Source organism: Microvirga sp. 2TAF3 (genome assembly GCF_052114965.1).
Lineage (GTDB): Bacteria > Pseudomonadota > Alphaproteobacteria > Rhizobiales > Beijerinckiaceae > Microvirga.
The window spans coordinates 21,681-37,655 of sequence record NZ_JBFRFT010000018.1; the positions used below are offsets into that span (position 1 = coordinate 21,681).

Annotated in this window: 17 protein-coding genes; 7 read left to right on the forward strand and 10 right to left on the reverse strand. The window is 63.5% G+C overall.

Annotation, left to right across the window (positions count from 1 at the left end; genetic code table 11):
* Positions 1-568 precede the first annotated feature (568 nt).
* The 4 genes from AB4Y97_RS16425 to AB4Y97_RS16440 all read left to right on the forward strand — a co-directional run bounded on the left by AB4Y97_RS16425 (position 569) and on the right by AB4Y97_RS16440 (position 4,412).
* Positions 569-1,723: a type III PLP-dependent enzyme gene (locus tag AB4Y97_RS16425; RefSeq protein WP_442000120.1), complete on the forward strand. Its 1,155-nt coding sequence runs from the start codon at positions 569-571 to the stop codon at positions 1,721-1,723.
* Between the two features lie 125 nt (positions 1,724-1,848).
* The gene (locus AB4Y97_RS16430; protein WP_442000121.1) at positions 1,849-2,421 is read left to right on the forward strand and encodes a GNAT family N-acetyltransferase; all 573 of its coding nucleotides are present in this window, start codon (positions 1,849-1,851) and stop codon (positions 2,419-2,421) included.
* Positions 2,422-2,529: 108 nt separating this feature from the next.
* Positions 2,530-3,960 carry a homospermidine synthase gene (locus AB4Y97_RS16435; protein ID WP_442000122.1) on the forward strand — a complete coding sequence of 477 codons (1,431 nt, stop codon included), beginning with the start codon at positions 2,530-2,532 and terminating at the stop codon, positions 3,958-3,960.
* Between the two features lie 113 nt (positions 3,961-4,073).
* On the forward strand, positions 4,074-4,412 hold the full coding sequence (locus AB4Y97_RS16440) for a hypothetical protein (RefSeq protein WP_442000236.1): 339 nt from the start codon (positions 4,074-4,076) through the stop codon (positions 4,410-4,412).
* On the opposite strand, the gene AB4Y97_RS16445 is transcribed toward AB4Y97_RS16440, so the two are convergent.
* The 9 genes from AB4Y97_RS16445 to AB4Y97_RS16485 form a co-directional block, all read right to left on the reverse strand.
* Complete coding sequence (locus AB4Y97_RS16445; RefSeq protein WP_442000123.1) at positions 4,413-4,928, reverse strand: DUF2937 family protein; 516 nt, start codon at positions 4,926-4,928, stop codon at positions 4,413-4,415.
* An 11-nt stretch (positions 4,929-4,939) separates the two neighbouring features.
* Positions 4,940-5,218, reverse strand: coding sequence for a hypothetical protein (locus AB4Y97_RS16450; protein ID WP_442000124.1), 279 nt, complete (start codon positions 5,216-5,218; stop codon positions 4,940-4,942).
* Positions 5,219-5,226: 8 nt separating this feature from the next.
* Positions 5,227-6,234: a WD40 repeat domain-containing protein gene (locus AB4Y97_RS16455; protein ID WP_442000125.1), complete on the reverse strand. Its 1,008-nt coding sequence runs from the start codon at positions 6,232-6,234 to the stop codon at positions 5,227-5,229.
* A gap of 180 nt (positions 6,235-6,414) precedes the next feature.
* Positions 6,415-7,377, reverse strand: a complete 963-nt coding sequence (locus AB4Y97_RS16460) for a CobW family GTP-binding protein (protein ID WP_442000126.1) — start codon at positions 7,375-7,377, stop codon at positions 6,415-6,417.
* A 66-nt stretch (positions 7,378-7,443) separates the two neighbouring features.
* A complete protein-coding gene (locus AB4Y97_RS16465; RefSeq protein ID WP_442000127.1) occupies positions 7,444-8,367 on the reverse strand; it encodes a metal ABC transporter substrate-binding protein in 924 nt (307 codons plus the stop codon).
* Positions 8,368-8,389: 22 nt separating this feature from the next.
* Positions 8,390-9,256, reverse strand: a complete 867-nt coding sequence (gene aztB / locus AB4Y97_RS16470) for a zinc ABC transporter permease AztB (RefSeq protein ID WP_442000128.1) — start codon at positions 9,254-9,256, stop codon at positions 8,390-8,392.
* A gap of 31 nt (positions 9,257-9,287) precedes the next feature.
* Positions 9,288-10,034 (reverse strand): zinc ABC transporter ATP-binding protein AztA, encoded by a 747-nt coding sequence (aztA, locus tag AB4Y97_RS16475; RefSeq protein ID WP_442000129.1) that lies wholly within the window; start codon positions 10,032-10,034, stop codon positions 9,288-9,290.
* A gap of 7 nt (positions 10,035-10,041) precedes the next feature.
* Positions 10,042-10,191: a hypothetical protein gene (locus AB4Y97_RS16480; RefSeq protein ID WP_442000130.1), complete on the reverse strand. Its 150-nt coding sequence runs from the start codon at positions 10,189-10,191 to the stop codon at positions 10,042-10,044.
* 92 nt (positions 10,192-10,283) lie between these two features.
* Positions 10,284-11,861 carry a glucan biosynthesis protein gene (locus AB4Y97_RS16485; RefSeq protein ID WP_442000131.1) on the reverse strand — a complete coding sequence of 526 codons (1,578 nt, stop codon included), beginning with the start codon at positions 11,859-11,861 and terminating at the stop codon, positions 10,284-10,286.
* A 157-nt stretch (positions 11,862-12,018) separates the two neighbouring features.
* Between AB4Y97_RS16485 and AB4Y97_RS16490 the strand changes: the two genes are divergently transcribed.
* From AB4Y97_RS16490 to AB4Y97_RS16500, 3 genes are all read left to right on the forward strand, one after another.
* Positions 12,019-12,987, forward strand: coding sequence for a TAXI family TRAP transporter solute-binding subunit (locus AB4Y97_RS16490; protein ID WP_442000132.1), 969 nt, complete (start codon positions 12,019-12,021; stop codon positions 12,985-12,987).
* 99 nt (positions 12,988-13,086) lie between these two features.
* The gene (locus tag AB4Y97_RS16495; RefSeq protein WP_442000133.1) at positions 13,087-15,378 is read left to right on the forward strand and encodes a TRAP transporter permease; all 2,292 of its coding nucleotides are present in this window, start codon (positions 13,087-13,089) and stop codon (positions 15,376-15,378) included.
* Positions 15,378-15,746 (forward strand): DUF1850 domain-containing protein, encoded by a 369-nt coding sequence (locus AB4Y97_RS16500; protein ID WP_442000134.1) that lies wholly within the window; start codon positions 15,378-15,380, stop codon positions 15,744-15,746. The genes AB4Y97_RS16495 and AB4Y97_RS16500 overlap by 1 nt, the downstream gene beginning before the upstream one ends.
* Here the strand turns inward: AB4Y97_RS16500 and AB4Y97_RS16505 are convergent.
* Positions 15,743-15,967, reverse strand: coding sequence for a hypothetical protein (locus AB4Y97_RS16505; RefSeq protein WP_442000237.1), 225 nt, complete (start codon positions 15,965-15,967; stop codon positions 15,743-15,745). The two genes, AB4Y97_RS16500 and AB4Y97_RS16505, sit on opposite strands and share 4 nt — an antisense overlap.
* Positions 15,968-15,975: the final 8 nt, after the last annotated feature.

Consider the following 15,975-nt stretch of genomic DNA (forward strand, 5'->3'; position numbering starts at 1 on the left):
CCGCTTAATAAAAGCTGAACGATACGAATGTTTAAGGTGGGGCGGCGGGAGCTTCGAAAAAATCCCCGGATAAGGCTAAAAAGATCTTGTGATCCTGGGCTGTTGGGCCTATTTGAGAGTTGCCCAATTTCGCACGTGCCTGTGGTCGCGTGCCGGTTGGTGGGCATCCGGACAAGAGGCCGGACAGCCGCCCGAGAACGACCTAGTTCTCGATACCCCTAACCGGCAGCCGGAGGCGAAACCGGCGTACCCCGCTCTCAACGGGGGACGTGGCTTAAAGCAACGACGAACGGGCTTTTTTGGTCTCGTTGGCCCTCCACAGGTCAGCACCGAAGAGGCTTGTTTATCATTGCCAGGCGTGCGGACGGGAATTCCCCATCCAATCCAAGGCAGCATCGTCGGGTGAAGAGCCCATCGCCGCCTGTCGTGTCTCCATCGCACGAAGGCGGGATGTCATCTTCCCTCGCTGACGCCGGACGCGCAGGACTCCTTCAAGGAATCTCGCGACGTCTGAATTTCAATCCGGAGGCTTGAAGACCTCCATTGAACCTTTGGTGGGGAGAGCGCCATGACTCAGCGCATCCGTGAATTCCTGCGCAACCGACGTGAGGATGGCCCCTGCGTGGTCGTCGACCTCGATGTCGTGCGCGACAACTACTCCAAGTTCGCCCGTGCGCTTCCCGACACGCGTGTGTTCTACGCCGTGAAGGCGAATCCTGCGCCCGAGGTACTGAAGGCCCTGGCCGATCTCGGCTCGTGCTTCGACACGGCGTCCGTGGTCGAAATCCAGCTCGCCCTCGACGCGGGTGCAACGCCCGAGCGCATTTCCTTCGGCAACACGATCAAGAAGGAGCGTGATATCGCGCGGGCTCTCGAGCTCGGCGTGCGCCTCTACGCGGTCGATTGCGAGGTCGAGGTCGAGAAGATCGTGCGTGCGGCGGCTCAGGTCGGCGTGCCGGCCTCCGAGGTGAAGGTGTTCTGCCGAATCCTGTGCGACGGCGCAGGCGCGGAATGGCCTCTCTCGCGCAAGTTCGGCTGCATGCCCGAAATGGCGGTGGACGTGCTGGAGCACGCCTATCGTCATGGCCTCGAAGCCTATGGCGTCTCGTTCCATGTCGGCTCGCAGCAGCGCAACACGGAAGCCTGGGATCAGGCGCTCGCCTCCGCGTCCACGATCTTCCGTGAATGCGGCATGCGTGGCATCCATCTGTCGATGGTCAATCTCGGCGGCGGCTTTCCGACGAAGTACCTGAAGTCGATCCCGCAGGTGGAAGCCTATGGCGAGTCGATCTTCCGGGCGCTCTCGAAGCATTTCGGCAACCGCATCCCCGAGACGATCATCGAGCCGGGCCGCGGCATGGTCGGCAATGCGGGCATCATCGAGGCCGAGGTCGTTCTGATCTCGAAGAAGAGCCAGGATGAGGACGAGGTGCGCTGGGTCTATCTCGACATCGGCAAGTTCGGCGGTCTCGCCGAGACGATGGACGAGTCGATCCGCTATCCGATCCGCAGCGAGCGCGACGGCGACCGCAAGGTTCCGTGCGTGCTGGCCGGACCGACCTGCGATTCGGCGGACGTTCTCTACGAGAAGGAGCCTTACCCGCTCCCGATCTCGCTGGAGATCGGCGACAAGGTGCTGATCGAGGGAACGGGTGCCTACACGACCACCTATTCGGCGGTCGCGTTCAACGGCTTCCCGCCCTTGAAGTCCTACGTGATCTAACTCACGTCCCGCCTGTCTCGGACTGCGAGACAGGCTCCAACCCCCAAAAGTTGTCCCGGACGGCCTGCTTGTTTTCAAGCAGGTGCGAGGGCTGTCGCTCACCCCATGCTCGGGAGGCTACGGCCATGATCACCATCCGCGAGGAAATCATCCGCGATGTCGAGGCGCGCGAGGCGCTGCTCGATGCCTGCTTCGGAGCCGCCCGGTTCCAGAAGACCTGCGAACGCCTGCGTGAGGGCAGGATGCCGGCCGACGGCCTGTCGCTCGTTGTCGAGCGGGACGGCACCGTCATCGGTACCGTCCGTCTCTGGCACATCTCCGCCGGGCCGAACCGGCCTGCACTGATGCTGGGTCCGATCGCCATCGATCCCGCCTGCCAGAGTCTCGGGCTCGGCGGAAAGCTGATGCGCGAGGCTCTGGCTCGCGCTGCCGGCCAAGGCCACAAGGCCGTGCTGCTGGTGGGCGATGCGCCCTATTACGAACGCTTCGGCTTTTCGGCCGAAAAGACCGGCTCTCTCTGGTTGCCGGGTCCTTACGAGCGCGGCCGCTTTCTGGCGCGCGAGCTTGAGGCAGGCTCCCTCGACGGCGCGCACGGCCTCGTCTCGGCGACCGGCAGGTTCGAGCAGAAGCCTGATCTCGCGGCGCTCGTCGCCGCGGCGGCCCAAGGCGCCATCGCGGGTTACAACCGCGCCGCATAAGCCTATCAAGAGTTGACGCGCGCCGCACCGAAATGAATGGTGCGGCGCGCGTTCGTTTGCCACCGATCAACCCTAACCCGTCGCCTACCTGACGAAGGAGTACCATCGATGACCAACTGGCCCGTCCATGGCCGTATCACCGGCCCGATCGTGATGATCGGCTTCGGCTCGATCGGCAAAGGAATGTTGCCCCTGATCGAACGCCATTTCGAGTTCGACAAGAGCCGCCTGGTGGTCATCGATCCCAACGATGCGGATCGCCACATGCTCGACGAGCGTGGCATCCGCTTCATTCATCAGGGCCTGACCCCCGACAATTACCGTCATCTGCTGCAACCTCTTCTGACGGAAGGCGGCGGCCAGGGCTTCTGCGTGAACGTGTCGGTGGACACGTCCTCGCGCGATATCATGGAATTGTGCCGCGAACTCGGCGCGCTCTATATCGACACGGTCGCCGAGCCGTGGCTGGGGTTCTATTTCGACAAGAACGCCGGTCCCGAGGCCCGCACCAATTATGCCCTGCGCGAGATCATTCTCGACGCACGCCGCAGGAATCCCGGTGGCACGACCGCTGTATCCTGCTGCGGCGCCAATCCCGGCATGGTGTCCTGGTTCGTGAAGCAAGCGCTGCTCAACCTCGCCAACGACCTGGGCATCAAGTACGAGGAGCCGAAATCCCGTGAAGGCTGGGCGCGCCTCATGAGCCAAGCCGGAGTGAAGGGCATTCACATCGCGGAGCGCGACACGCAGCGCGCCACGTCCGAGAAGCCCATGAACGTGTTCGTCAACACCTGGTCCGTCGAAGGCTTCGTGTCGGAGGGCCTGCAGCCGGCCGAGCTCGGCTGGGGCACCCATGAAAAGTGGATGCCGGCGAATGCGGGCACGCACGAGAAGGGCTCTCAGGCCGCGATCTACCTGCTTCAGCCGGGCGCGGATACCCGCGTGCGCTCCTGGACGCCGACCGCGCAGGCGCAGCGCGCCTTCCTGGTGACGCATAACGAGTCGATCTCGATCGCCGATTACTTCACGGTGCGCGAGGGCGGCGAGGTCACTTATCGTCCAACCTGCCACTACGCATATCATCCCTGCAACGAGGCGGTGCTGTCGCTGCACGAGATGTTCGGCAATGCCGGCAAGGCGCAGGACAAGTTCCATATCCTCACCGAGGCCGAGATCGTCGACGGCATCGACGAGCTCGGCGTGCTCCTCTATGGCCATGGCAAGAACGCCTATTGGTACGGCTCGCAGCTCTCCATCGACGAGACGCGGCTTTTGGCGCCTTACCAGAACGCCACCGGCCTTCAGGTCACCTCTGCCGTGCTCGCGGGCATGGTGTGGGCGCTGGAGAACCCGAATGCCGGCATCGTCGAGGCGGACGATCTCGATTTCCGCCGTTGCCTCGAAGTGCAGATGCCCTATCTCGGTCCCGTCGTCGGCGTCTATACCGACTGGACGCCGCTCGAGGGCCGTCCCGGCTTCTTCCCGGAGGATATCGACGCTTCCGACCCGTGGCAGTTCCGGAACGTCCTCGTGAGGTAGCTCTATTGATGGGGTGGTCGGTCTTGAGCCGGCCACCCACGTCTTCTAACCTGAGTGAAGCAAAGGTGTGGATGCCGGAAGCCCGCCCGGACACGACGGAAAGCGATCAGTACATGCCCCATTTCGAGCCATTCTACGCCGACAAGCTCCGTGGCTCCTTGGGCATCGTGGACGCGGAAGCCGTCCTCGATCTGCGCGGCGCCTCCCGCGAGCAGGCGGTAGGCTCCATTCAGGACATGTTGGAACGCAGCCGCTTCGCGCAAGGCAAGGCGGTCGCCATCCGCCTGTCTCCGCCGCCGGAAGGCGGCGGAGAGACCCTGTTCCAGCCCGTCGGCAAAGCCTTGCTTGAAGCCAAGAAGCGCGGCTGGATCGGCCGCCTGCAGACCCTGCCGGCGCAGGACGGGCTGGGCTTCTACGTGGTTCTGTCCGGAAAGCCCGAAAGCAGCGCGTGATCAGGCGCGCAGTGTCGGGGCGCGGGGCCGTCTCAGGCTTCGCAGAAAACCTGCCAGTAGCAGAAAGCCGCCCCACAGGGCGATGAACCCGGCAGCGGCCGCGAGGATTCCTTCCTCCGTCACGGGCACAGCGGGCTCGAAATCGCGATAGGCCGCCTCCATCACATCCACGTCGCCGTCCCGCACCATGAGGGCGACCCGCATGAACGGGCCGGCTTCGAGCATGGTCTGGCGATGGGCCTGAAGGCGTGTCAGGCGTTCGGTATTCGCCTGCATGGCGACGCCCTGGCGGCTGACGAGGTTGTCCGGATTGCCGCGCAGGCGGGCGATGGCGGTTGCTTGCGTCTCGCCGTTGACCTGCGCATCCGCATCGAATCGCTGGAGGACCTTGTTCAACTCGTCGATGGCACCGCCGAGGCGCTGGCGGTATTGCTGCGAGAATTCAGGGCCTTGCGAGGCAAGGACGCCGCCCAGCAATCCGAAACCGAAAGCGACGATGCGGACGATTCGGGACAAGCACCACCTCCTCAAGCTTTAAGAGCATCGCCGATATCTTGTTCCGTCACCTCGTCCAGCGGCTTGGCCACCTTGTAGGCACGCGTCTTCACGCCTGGCTCCATGACAAGGATGACGGTCTCGATGCCGGGACAGGAGGGGTCGGTACAGGCGATTTCGTTGACGGCGAAAGCCGTTTCCGGATGCGGCTGAAGCGCTGCGCTGGCCCAGTCCTTGACGCGCTCGATGGCTTGCCGGTCGGGCTTCGGCATGCCGAACGTGCCTCTCAGGAAAGCCCCCAACCGCGTCATGGTTCACCTCAGGTGGGAAGAGTGAGAATGCCAGCTTTTCCGTCTTCGCAGCCGAAAGCAAGGTGCCGGCCGGCCTTGTCCCAGGCGAGCGCGGTGACGCCGCTATCCTTCAATGCGGGGCGGACAAGAAGTTCCGAGGCATCGTTGAGACGGATCAGGAGGATGCAGCCATCCTCATAGCCGACAGCGAGCACATAGGCGTTGGGATGGAACGCGACACGGCTGACCTTGGCCGGGCGCACGCCGCATTCCCGCGGCTGCTTGCCCATGGGGCCTTCCTTCGATTCGAAGGGCCAGATGATGGCGGCTTCCGCGCCGGAGGTCGCAAGCCACTTGCCGTCGTGGGACCAGGACAGGGAGCGCGTCTTCGACGGATAGCCGGACATGCGCATATGACCTTTGTCGGGCACGAGCCGCCAGCCGTGCAGGGCGTTCTCCTGCATGGAGGTGACGACGAAGCGCGCATCCGGCGACCAGATGACGTCGAGATGCGAGCCCTTCCATTCGAGCACTTCCGGCTTTGCCTCCACATTGGGAAACCAGAGCGTCGCGCCGTTGTAGTGGGAAATCGCCAGCCGGTAGCCCTTGGGTGCGAAGGCGATGCCGCGCGCGGCCGAGGGCACCTCGAGGGTTCTCTCGCGGCCCTTGTCGTCACGGGCGATCACGCGCTTGCCCGCGCCATAGGCGAAGGCGCCGTTGGCATTGACGGCAAGCGAGTCGATCCACGCGCCCTTGGTCTCGGCGAGCGTTTTCGTCGAGCCGTCCGCGCCCGTCACCACCACGCGGCCATCATCGCCGCCGGTGACGAAGCGTTCGCCGTCGCTCAATGCCACCAGCACGCCTGCATCGGGATGCGCATCGACCCGATGGGTCTCCCCACCCTTTGCCAGCAGCACGCCGCCGTCCCCCAATCCGAATGCGGCCGTGCCCTTGAGCCAACCGACGGCGGCGACATGCGCACCGGCCTCGATAGGAGTGATGTTCTGTGTGAGAGACGGAGCGGTTTGAGCGGTCATTCGGGCAATCCCTTCTTAGGGAGCCAATAGCATATGTTGGCTGATCGGGGGCAAGGGCCAGGGGAGTGGCTGTCATCCGGGCGCCCTGGGCGATCCGGGATCGCATGGAGAAAGGCGCATCATCCGGAACACGATCCCGGGTTCCGCTGCGCAGCCCCGGGATGAGAGTGTCTGTGGTCCTTAAACCGCGCAGGCCAGGAACCCTTCCTTGATCGCTTTTTCGTTCAGGTCGCGCCCGATGAACACGACCTTGGAATCCCGCTTTTCTCCAGGCTTCCAGTCGCCCTGCACATCGCCGTCGAGGATCATGTGCACGCCCTGGAACACGAAGCGCTTCGGTTCGTTCGGGAAGGCGACGATGCCCTTGCAGCGCAGGATGTTGGGGCCCTCGACCTGCGTGAGATTGGAAATCCACGGCATGAACTTTTCCGGATCGACCTCGCCATCCACCCGCACGGAGATCGATTGCATCTCCTCGTCGTGATGATGGTGATGGCCTTCCTCCAGGAAGTCGGGCTCGAGCTCGATGATGCGGTCGAGATCGAAAGCCTTGCGGTCGAGCACCTCATCGATCGGAATGGCGCAGTTCTGCGTGCGGTGGAGCTTGGCATAGGGATTGATGGCGCGGATGCGCGCCTCGACCTCTTCCAGCTCCTCGGGCGTCACGAGATCGGTCTTGTTCAGAATGATCACATCGGCGAAGGCAATCTGGTTCTTGGCTTCGGGCGCGTCCTTCAGCCGGTCGGAAAGCCACTTGGCATCGGCCACCGTCACGACGGCGTCGAGCCGGGCGGTGTCGGACACGTCCTGGTCCATGAAGAAGGTCTGGGCCACGGGGGCAGGGTCGGCGAGCCCGGTGGTTTCGACGATGATGGCGTCGAACTTGCCCTTGCGCTTCATCAGACCGTCGAGAATGCGGATCAGATCGCCGCGCACGGTGCAGCAGATGCACCCGTTGTTCATCTCGAACACTTCCTCGTCGGCGCCGACGACGAGCTCGTTGTCGATGCCGATCTCGCCGAATTCGTTGACGATCACGGCGTATTTCTTGCCGTGCGGCTCGGTGAGGATGCGGTTGAGGAGCGTCGTCTTTCCGGCGCCGAGATAGCCTGTGAGAACGGTAACGGGAATCTTGTCGGTCATCGGATGTTCCAGAAGGGGCGTTTGAAAGAAGCATCCCCGACATGGGCCGGGGATGCGGAAACTCGCTCAGCTCGACAGGGCCGTGCTGAAAGCCCTTATATTGTGTCTCATCATGTCAATGTAAGTGCCGGCTGGGCCGTTCTGTCCGGAGAGCGCGTCGGAGAAGACCGGCTCGCCGATCTTGGCCCCGGTTTCCTTGGCTATGCGCTCCATAAGACGCGGATCCGAGACGTTTTCCACGAACACCGCCTTGATCTTCTCGCGCTTGATCTGCTGGATGATCTTGGCCACGTCCTTGGCCGAGGCCTCGGAATCCGTGGATACGCCCTGGGGCGAGATGAACTCGATGCCGTAGGCGTCCTCGAAATAACGGAAGGCGTCATGGGAGGTGATGATCCTGCGGCGGTCGGCCGGGATGCGCGATACCAGATCCTTCACCTCCGCCTCGACGGCATCGAGTTTCTTGAGGTAATCGGCGGCATTGGCTTCGTAAGCCGCCTTTCCGCCCGCATCGGCGGCGATCAAGGCATCGCGGATATTGGCGACATAGATCCTGGCATTGGCGATGCTCTGCCACGCGTGAGGGTCGAACCCGCTATGATGGCCGTGTCCATGGCCATGCTCCTCTTCCCCGTCGAGAGCTTTCACGCCTTTGGCGACCTCGACCGTGGCGGCCTTGGTGCCGGAAGACTTGATCAGGCGGTCGATCCAGCCCTCGAACTTGAGGCCGTTGGTGAAGACGATCCTTGATTCGGCCAGGCGGCGCCCATCCGCCGGCGTGGGCGAATAGACATGGGCGTCGCCGTTGGGCCCGACGAGGGTCGTCACCTCGATCCGGTCGCCGCCGACATTGCGCACGAGATCGCCGAGGATCGAGAAGGTCGCGACCACTTTGAGCTTTTCCGGCGTCTGGGCGGCTGCGGTCAGGGGCGTGCCCGCAAGGGCAAGGCATCCCAGCAAGAGCGAGAGCACACTCTTTCTCGTCGGCATCGGCGTTATCCTTTCAGGTGGATCAGGCTTCGAGATGCTTGCCGGGCCATGCGAGCCATAAAAGGCCGCCCTCGCGGCCAAGCACGAGGGAAAGCACGTAGATGCCGCCTGCCGTCAGGATGATGGCGGGGCCCGCTGGAAGCTCCGCGTGAAACGAGAGGAGCAGGCCGCCAAAGCCGGAAACGATGCCGATGGCGATGGACCAGATCATCATCGCGGTGATGTCGGTGCTCCAGAAGCGGGAGGCGGCGGCGGGCAGCATCATCATGCCCACCGCCAGCAGCGTGCCGAGCGCGTGAAAGCCCCCGACCAGATTGAGAACCACGAGGCCGAGGAAAATCAGATGCGTCGGCGTGCCGAAGCGGCTCACCGAGCGCAGGAAGGTGGGATCCACGCATTCGAGCACGAGAGGCCGGTAGAGAACGGCGAGTGCCAGCACCGTGATGGTGGAGATCGAGGCCAGCAGCAGAAGGGTATTGTCGTCGAGCGCCAGCACCGTGCCGAACAGCACATGCAGCAGATCGACATTGGAACCGCGCAGGGACACGATGGTGACGCCGAGCGCCAGCGACAGCAGATAGAACGCCGCCAGCGACGCATCTTCCTTCAGAGAGGTCAAGCGCGAGACCAACCCCGCCGCCATGGCGACGACGACGCCCGCGATCAGGCCGCCGACGGTCATGGCCGGCAGCGACAGGCCGGCGATGAGATAACCGAAGGCCGCGCCCGGCAGGATGGCATGGGCCATGGCATCGCCGGTCAGGCTCATGCGGCGCAGCATCAGGAAGACGCCGACCGGCCCGCCGCCGAGCGCGATGGCGACCACGCCCACCAGGGCGCGCTGCATGAATTCGAACTCGGAAAAGGGACTGATCAGGAACTCGAACATGCTCAGTATCCCGCGAGATGATGCTGCGCGTTCACGCGGCGCTCCGGTGGCATGGGGCCGCGTGCGGATCGTGCGCCTCGACCATGCGGCGGGCCTTGAGCAGGTTCTCCGGGCTCAGGACTTCGTTCGTCTCGCCCCAGGCCACCGGTTCGCGGGCGATGAGAAGAGTCTGCGGAAACACCCGCTTCACCACATCGAGATCGTGCAGCACGGCCACGACCGTGCGGGCCTCGTCATGCCAGCGGCGGACGAGATCGAGCAGGTCGGCGGTAGTTTTTGCATCGATGGCGGTGAAGGGCTCGTCGAGCAGGATCACGGAGGAATCCTGCAAGAGCAGGCGCGCGAACAGGGCGCGCTGCATCTGGCCTCCCGAGAGGGTGGAGATGGGACGCCGCTCGAAGCCGATGAGGCCGACGGCCGCCAGCGCCTCCTCGGTCCTTATCCGGTCCTTGCGCCCGATGCCGCCGAGAAGGCCCGAGCGGGACCACAGGCCCATGGCGACGAGATCGTAGACCGAGAGCGGGAAGGAGCGGTCGATCTCCGCCGCCTGCGGCAGGTAGGCGATGGGCGCGTTGGCTGGGCCGTCGAGATGGATCCGACCTTCGAGGGGACGTAGGGTGCCGACGATGCCCTTCAGCAGGGTCGATTTGCCGGCTCCGTTAGGGCCGACGATCGCCGTCAGGCTGCCTGCGGCGATCTCCCCATCCAGGTGATGGACGGCGGGACGGCGGCCATAGCCGAGGGTGACCTCGTCGAAGCGGATCGATGTGGCACGCATCCCGACCTCACGCCAGAACCAGAAAGACCAGAAGCCATAGGATCGCCAGCACGACGCCCGCTCCGGCGATCCGCTCCCAGGCCGACAGGCGCAGGAGCGAAAAGGTCGGAGCAGCGGCAACCGCATGGGGTGCGTGCTGATGATCGTGATGCTTCATAAGGCTCTAGTATAGGGAGAATGGCTCCCTTTCCAGAGGGCGTACAGTATTTTATACGCATTTTTTGATTGCAGTTTTCCGGACTACAACCACTAGAATGCAGGATGGTATTGATAGAGCCAGGTTTCGCTCAGGATCTCGTCGCCTTGGCGCAGGTAGCAGCGCATCTCGACGGGGTCCGTCCCGGTCACCGTCAGGTCGAACTGGGTGCGCCAATGGCCCGGCACGTCGTTCGGCACCGCCTCGGTCAGGATGTTCGAGAATTCGCCGCGCGAGGCGGTGAGAACCGGGCGCGGGATGACGCCGTTCGGCAGGCGGGAGAGGGGCTCGCCCTTGAACTCCACCATGAACTTGCGCACGCCCTTCGGGCGGGCGGTTCCAGCCTGGCCGCCATTGCCGAACCGGGTTGCAACGACTCGGGCCAGCGGCGTCGGGTAGGGCTCGTCCGCCGCCCAGGACATGCGATAGCGGAAATCGAAGGACTGGCCCGCACGGGAGGGCTCCGCCGGCACCCACATGACGACGATGTTGTCGTGGATCTCGTCGTCCGTGGGGATCTCGACGAGCTGGATCGCGCCCTTGCCCCAGGTGCCTTGCGGCTCGATCCAGAGGGAGGGGCGGCGGTCGTAATAGACGCCGTCGAGATAATGGTCGAAATTCCGGTCGCGCTGGAGCAGGCCGAACCCCTTCGGGTTCTCCTCGGAAAAGGCCGAGGTGATGATGCGCGGCGGGTTGTTGAGCGGACGCCAGATGCGCTCGCCGGTTCCCGTCCACATGGCGAGGCCGTCCGAATCGTGGATCTCAGGCCGCCAGTCGATGGAGCTGGGCTTGGCCATCTCCGAATACCAGTACATCGAAGTCAGCGGCGCGATGCCGAGGCGGCTGACATCGTGGCGCAGGTAGACTGCGGCTTCGATGTCCATGATGACCGCCTTGGCCCGCTGCATCACGAAGCGATAGGCGCCCGCGACGCTGGGCCCGTCGAGCAGGGCATAGACCGTCACCGTGTCCGAGCCTGCCTGAGGGGTGTCGAAATAGACATGGGTGAAGTCGGGAAATTCCTCGTTCTTGCCGTAGACGGCAACGTCCACCGCAAGGCCGCGGGCGGAGAGGCCATATTGGTAAAGTTCGCCGATGGCGCGGAAATAGGACGCGCCGAGGAAGGCGACCCAGTCATTCTTGCGCCAGTCGAGCTTGCCGTCCCGCGCTTCCTGGAACCGGAAACCGGCGAAGCCGGAATTGACTGGCAGCTTGTGGGCCGGGGAATCGGCGGGCATGTCGAAATAGGAATCGTCGTAAGTAATCTCACGGGCCTGACCCTTCTCGACCACATGCATGCGCACTGGCTTCTGGAAGTACCGCCCGAGATGGAAGAAGGTGACCGGGAACTCGCTCGGCCCGTTGGCCCAGAGCGCCAGATCGGTCTTGAACTTGATCTTGCCATGAGCGTCGTAGTCGATCTGGTAGAGCAGCTCCGACGAAGGCTGGGGAGGCGGAACGTAGGCTCCCTTGGCCATGTCCTGAGCGCGCTTCTTCAACGCCTCGAAGGAAAAGGGAGCCGATGCTCCGAACTTCAATCCCTGCTGGGCCAGGGCGGGGCCTGAAAATCCCGTGGCGGCGAGACCCGCCGTTGCGGCGGCGTATTCCAGAAACTGACGACGATTGAACATGGAGGGATGTGCTTGAACTCGTGGAGATGAAGACCCCTACCGACCAAGGTGGCAGGATTAAGTCAGTCTTATCCTCTTGAGAAATTCGCGTCAGCCGCCAAACTGCAACCACTCACAGGCGCTGTTTGAGAAGCGCCGCAATTTAGGGAGTTACGCCATGCGTCCAACATTCACCCGTCGTCTCCTCGGAGCGGCGGCCGCCCTTGCTCTTGCCGGTGCAAGCGTTCCCGCCCAGGCACAGGACTTCATCAATATCCTGACCGGCGGCACCTCGGGCGTCTATTATCCGCTTGGCGTCGCGCTTTCCAAGGTATTCACCGAGAAGATGCCGGGCAGCCGGCCCTCGGTTCAGGCCACGAAGGCCTCGGTCGAGAACCTGAACCTGCTGCAGCAGGGCAAGGGTGAAATCGGCTTTACGCTCGGCGACAGCTTGGCCATGGGCTGGGCGGGCGACGAGGAGGCGGGCTTCAAGTCGAAGCTCGACAAGCTCCGCGGCATCACCGCCATCTATCCCAACTACATCCAGATCGTGGCCTCCAAGGAATCCGGCATCAAGACGCTGGCGGATCTGAAGGGCAAGCGCCTTTCCGTCGGCGCGCCCAAATCCGGCACCGAGCTCAATGCCCGGGCGATTCTTCAGGGCGCCGGGCTGACCTACAAGGATCTCGGCAAGGTCGAATATCTTCCCTTCGGCGAATCCGTCGAGCTGATGAAGAACCGCCAGCTCGATGCTACCCTGCAATCGGCTGGTCTCGGCGTGTCTTCCATCCGCGATCTGGCCACCTCGGTCCCAATCGTGGTGGTGGAGATCCCGGCCGCCGTGGTGGACAAGGTCGGCTCGCCTTACGTGAAAGTCTCGATCCCGGCCAATACCTATGACGGCCAGACCGCCGCCGTGCCGACCGCCGCCGTGGTCAACTATCTCGTCACCTATTCGGGCGTGAAGGACGAGACCGTCTATCAGATGACCAAGGCCATCTACGAGAGCCTGCCCGAGCTCGCTGCGGCCCATGCGGCAGCCCGCGACATCAAGCTCGAGAGCGCCCTTTCCGGCATGCCTATTCCGGTGCACCCGGGCGCGCAGCGTTATTTCGATGAGAAGGGCGTGAAGAAACAAGGTTCCTAAACCCTTCGGCTTATTTGACATTCAAGCCGGGGCGGGTGAACTGCTCCGGCTTTTTCGTGCCATTGGGCCAAAAATAATTGGATCGGGAGACGACGTATCATGAGCGAGGCCGTAAACGAATCCGAAGTCGCGCAGATGGAAGCGCCCTCCGCGCCCACGAATCCGGAACACGGCCTGCCTGAAAACTTCGGCCAAGGGCTGCTCGGCAGCCTCCTGTTCTGGATTGCGGTCTCCTTCTCGACCTTCCAGGTCATCACCGCTTTCGGTATCCCGCTCGATCGCCCGTTTTTTGCCGGCATCTCGATGATCCATGTCATCGGTGCGGCCTTCGTCGCTTGGGCAGCGTGGCTCGCCTATCGGCGCATGGCCGGGCACAGCGTCGTCAACGGCGCTCTGGCATTGATTGCGCTCGCCGTGACCTATGGCCTTATCCTCAAGTTTCCTGGTAGCCTGCCGAGCCAAGTTGTCCGGGCGATCCATGTGGGCTTCCTCTCCCTCGTCGCAGGGGCGATGCTCGCCAACCACAAGGCCCGCACCCCGTTTTCCTTGGCGCTCAGCTGGATCGTCGGCCTGATAGGCTTCGGAATCGGCCTCTATCACTGGGGCTTCTACACCGATCTCGTGAGCCGAGCCGGTGAATTGACTCAGGCCGACCTCATCGTCGGTATCGCCGCCATCGCCGTGCTGTTCTATCTCGTCTGGCGCGTCATGGGCCCGGCTCTCCCCATCGTTGCCGGCATCTTTCTCGCCTATTGTCTGTTCGGGAACTACCTGCCCGCGCCGTTCGACCATCGCGGCTACTCTCTCGAGCAGGTGATCGAGCACATGTCCTTCGGCACGGAGGGGCTCTACGCCACACCGACCCTGGTCTCGGCGACCTATATCTTCCTGTTCATTCTGTTCGGCGCCTTTCTCGAGCGCGCCGGCATGATCCAGCTCTTCACCGATGTGGCCATGGGTCTGTTTGGGGGCGCCACGGGCGGACCTGCCAAGGTGGCGGTCTTTTCGTCCGCCCTCATGGGCACGATTTCGGGGTCGGGCGTCGCCAACGTCGTCTCGACCGGCCAGTTCACCATCCCGCTCATGAAGCGCTTCGGTTACCGGGCCGAGTTTGCCGGAGGCGTGGAAGCCACCGCCTCCATGGGCGGCCAGATCATGCCGCCGGTCATGGGCGCGGTAGCCTTCATCATGGCCGAGACCATCGACATGCCCTATGTCGAGATCGTCAAGGCGGCGATCATTCCGGCCATCCTCTACTATGCATCGGCCTTCCTGGCGGTGCATCTGGAGGCTGGAAAGTCCGGACTCAGGGGCCTCGCGCGGTCCGCGTTGCCGAGCGCAGCGCGAGCGCTCAAGGAGAAATGGCACCTCATCCTGCCGCTGGCGGTCCTCGTCTATCTCCTGTTCGCTGGATATACCCCGCTCTTCGCAGGTTCGATCGGGCTTGCGCTCACGGTCGTGCTCATCCTGGCCGGCGCTCTTGCTCTTGGCTTGGTGAATGAAACGATCCGCCTTGTCTTCTGGGTCGGCCTCGGCCTTATCGCCGCAGCCTTCCTTTGGGCCGGAGTGACCCTGGTCCTGCTGCTGGTTGCCGTTCTGGTTGTCCTCAGCCTGTTCGTGCGCGGCGGCCGGGAGACTCTCGAGGCCTGCCGCGATGCCCTCGCCGACGGCGCGCGCCAAGCGCTTCCAGTCGGGCTTGCCTGTGCGGTCGTGGGCATCGTGATCGGCACCATGACCCTGACCGGTATCGGAACGATCTTCGGCAATTGGGTCGTGTCGATCGGCAAGGATTCGCTCATTACCTCGCTAGTGCTGACCATGTTCGTCAGTCTGGTGCTCGGCATGGGCATTCCAACGATTCCGAATTACATCATCACCTCATCGCTCGCCGCGCCGGCCCTGTTGACGCTTGATGTGCCCCTCGTGATCTCGCACATGTTCGTCTTCTATTTCGGCATCATGGCAGATCTGACGCCGCCGGTAGCGCTCGCCGCTTTCGCAGCGGCGCCTATCGCCAAGGCTTCCGGCTTCAAGATCGGCTTTCAGGCCATGCGCATCGCCCTGCCGGGCTTCGTCATCCCCTATATGGCGGTTTACGATCCGACCCTGATGCTGCAGCCGGTCGCTGGGCTCGATGGCGGAGCCTATTGGGTGAATGTCGCCTATATCGTGTTCAAGACGGTGCTCGCCATCGTGCTCTGGGGCGCGGCCTCGGTCGGCTATCTCAACACGCGCATGTCCTGGTGGGAACGGGTGTGGGTCGCGGTTGCAGCGGCTTTCCTTGTGCTGGCGCTTCCCGTCACCGACGAGGTCGGGTTCGCTCTGGCGGCCCTGTTCTTCGCCTTCCACTTCTGGCGCTCGCGCCGCACTTCCGCGGCAGCGATCGGTTGATGATCTGCCTCGTCGCCGGCTCGACGGTCGTGCCGCTTCTGGCCGGTGCGATCACGCTTGCCTGGACGCATTCTGTCGAAAAGATCCTCTGGGAGGAGGATTGGCGGGCGGGCAAGGCCGGGCTTGAACTGGTCGAGGCGCGGGTGCGCGGTTCGGGCGCAGGCATGGAGCCGCCGCCGGAGGCGCGCTTTGTCGATGGGGTATGGAAATGGCACCCGGCCCTGCCGCCTCAGCGGGAGGTGGTCTTGCGACGTTCCGGCGCCACGGCCGACTGGCGGGTCTGCATCTCGGGGCGATGCCGCCCGATGAGCGATTACGTGCCGCCCAAGGCGGATCCGGTTGTCATGAAGACGTGTGAGGAGCCTTAGGCATTCTCGACGATCGGCTCCACCGTGGTGCAGCGGCGCCAGAGGACGGACAGGGCATAGAGACCAAGCAGGCTGAACAGCCCCATCAGGATGTAGCCGACGATGTCGCCGAGCTCGAACAGGCCCGCAATGGCCCATCCTCCCGAAAGCGCGACCCCCAGCACCTCCGTGCCGACAAGGATCATGATGCTCAGGACGGTGACGAGATTGCGCGTATTGATGCGTTTCT

What these genes read in the sequence shown, in the direction of transcription:
- AB4Y97_RS16425 (WP_442000120.1), top strand. Translation starts at nt 569, where the DNA reads ATGACTCAGCGCATCCGTGAATTCCTGCGCAACCGACGTGAGGATGGC.
- AB4Y97_RS16430 (WP_442000121.1), top strand. Translation starts at nt 1,849, where the DNA reads ATGATCACCATCCGCGAGGAAATCATCCGCGATGTCGAGGCGCGCGAG.
- AB4Y97_RS16435 (WP_442000122.1), top strand. Translation starts at nt 2,530, where the DNA reads ATGACCAACTGGCCCGTCCATGGCCGTATCACCGGCCCGATCGTGATG.
- AB4Y97_RS16440 (WP_442000236.1), top strand. Translation starts at nt 4,074, where the DNA reads ATGCCCCATTTCGAGCCATTCTACGCCGACAAGCTCCGTGGCTCCTTG.
- AB4Y97_RS16450 (WP_442000124.1), bottom strand. Translation starts at nt 5,218, where the DNA reads ATGACGCGGTTGGGGGCTTTCCTGAGAGGCACGTTCGGCATGCCGAAG.
- AB4Y97_RS16455 (WP_442000125.1), bottom strand. Translation starts at nt 6,234, where the DNA reads ATGACCGCTCAAACCGCTCCGTCTCTCACACAGAACATCACTCCTATC.
- AB4Y97_RS16460 (WP_442000126.1), bottom strand. Translation starts at nt 7,377, where the DNA reads ATGACCGACAAGATTCCCGTTACCGTTCTCACAGGCTATCTCGGCGCC.
- AB4Y97_RS16465 (WP_442000127.1), bottom strand. Translation starts at nt 8,367, where the DNA reads ATGCCGACGAGAAAGAGTGTGCTCTCGCTCTTGCTGGGATGCCTTGCC.
- aztB (WP_442000128.1), bottom strand. Translation starts at nt 9,256, where the DNA reads ATGTTCGAGTTCCTGATCAGTCCCTTTTCCGAGTTCGAATTCATGCAG.
- aztA (WP_442000129.1), bottom strand. Translation starts at nt 10,034, where the DNA reads ATGCGTGCCACATCGATCCGCTTCGACGAGGTCACCCTCGGCTATGGC.
- AB4Y97_RS16480 (WP_442000130.1), bottom strand. Translation starts at nt 10,191, where the DNA reads ATGAAGCATCACGATCATCAGCACGCACCCCATGCGGTTGCCGCTGCT.
- AB4Y97_RS16485 (WP_442000131.1), bottom strand. Translation starts at nt 11,861, where the DNA reads ATGTTCAATCGTCGTCAGTTTCTGGAATACGCCGCCGCAACGGCGGGT.
- AB4Y97_RS16490 (WP_442000132.1), top strand. Translation starts at nt 12,019, where the DNA reads ATGCGTCCAACATTCACCCGTCGTCTCCTCGGAGCGGCGGCCGCCCTT.
- AB4Y97_RS16495 (WP_442000133.1), top strand. Translation starts at nt 13,087, where the DNA reads ATGAGCGAGGCCGTAAACGAATCCGAAGTCGCGCAGATGGAAGCGCCC.
- AB4Y97_RS16500 (WP_442000134.1), top strand. Translation starts at nt 15,378, where the DNA reads ATGATCTGCCTCGTCGCCGGCTCGACGGTCGTGCCGCTTCTGGCCGGT.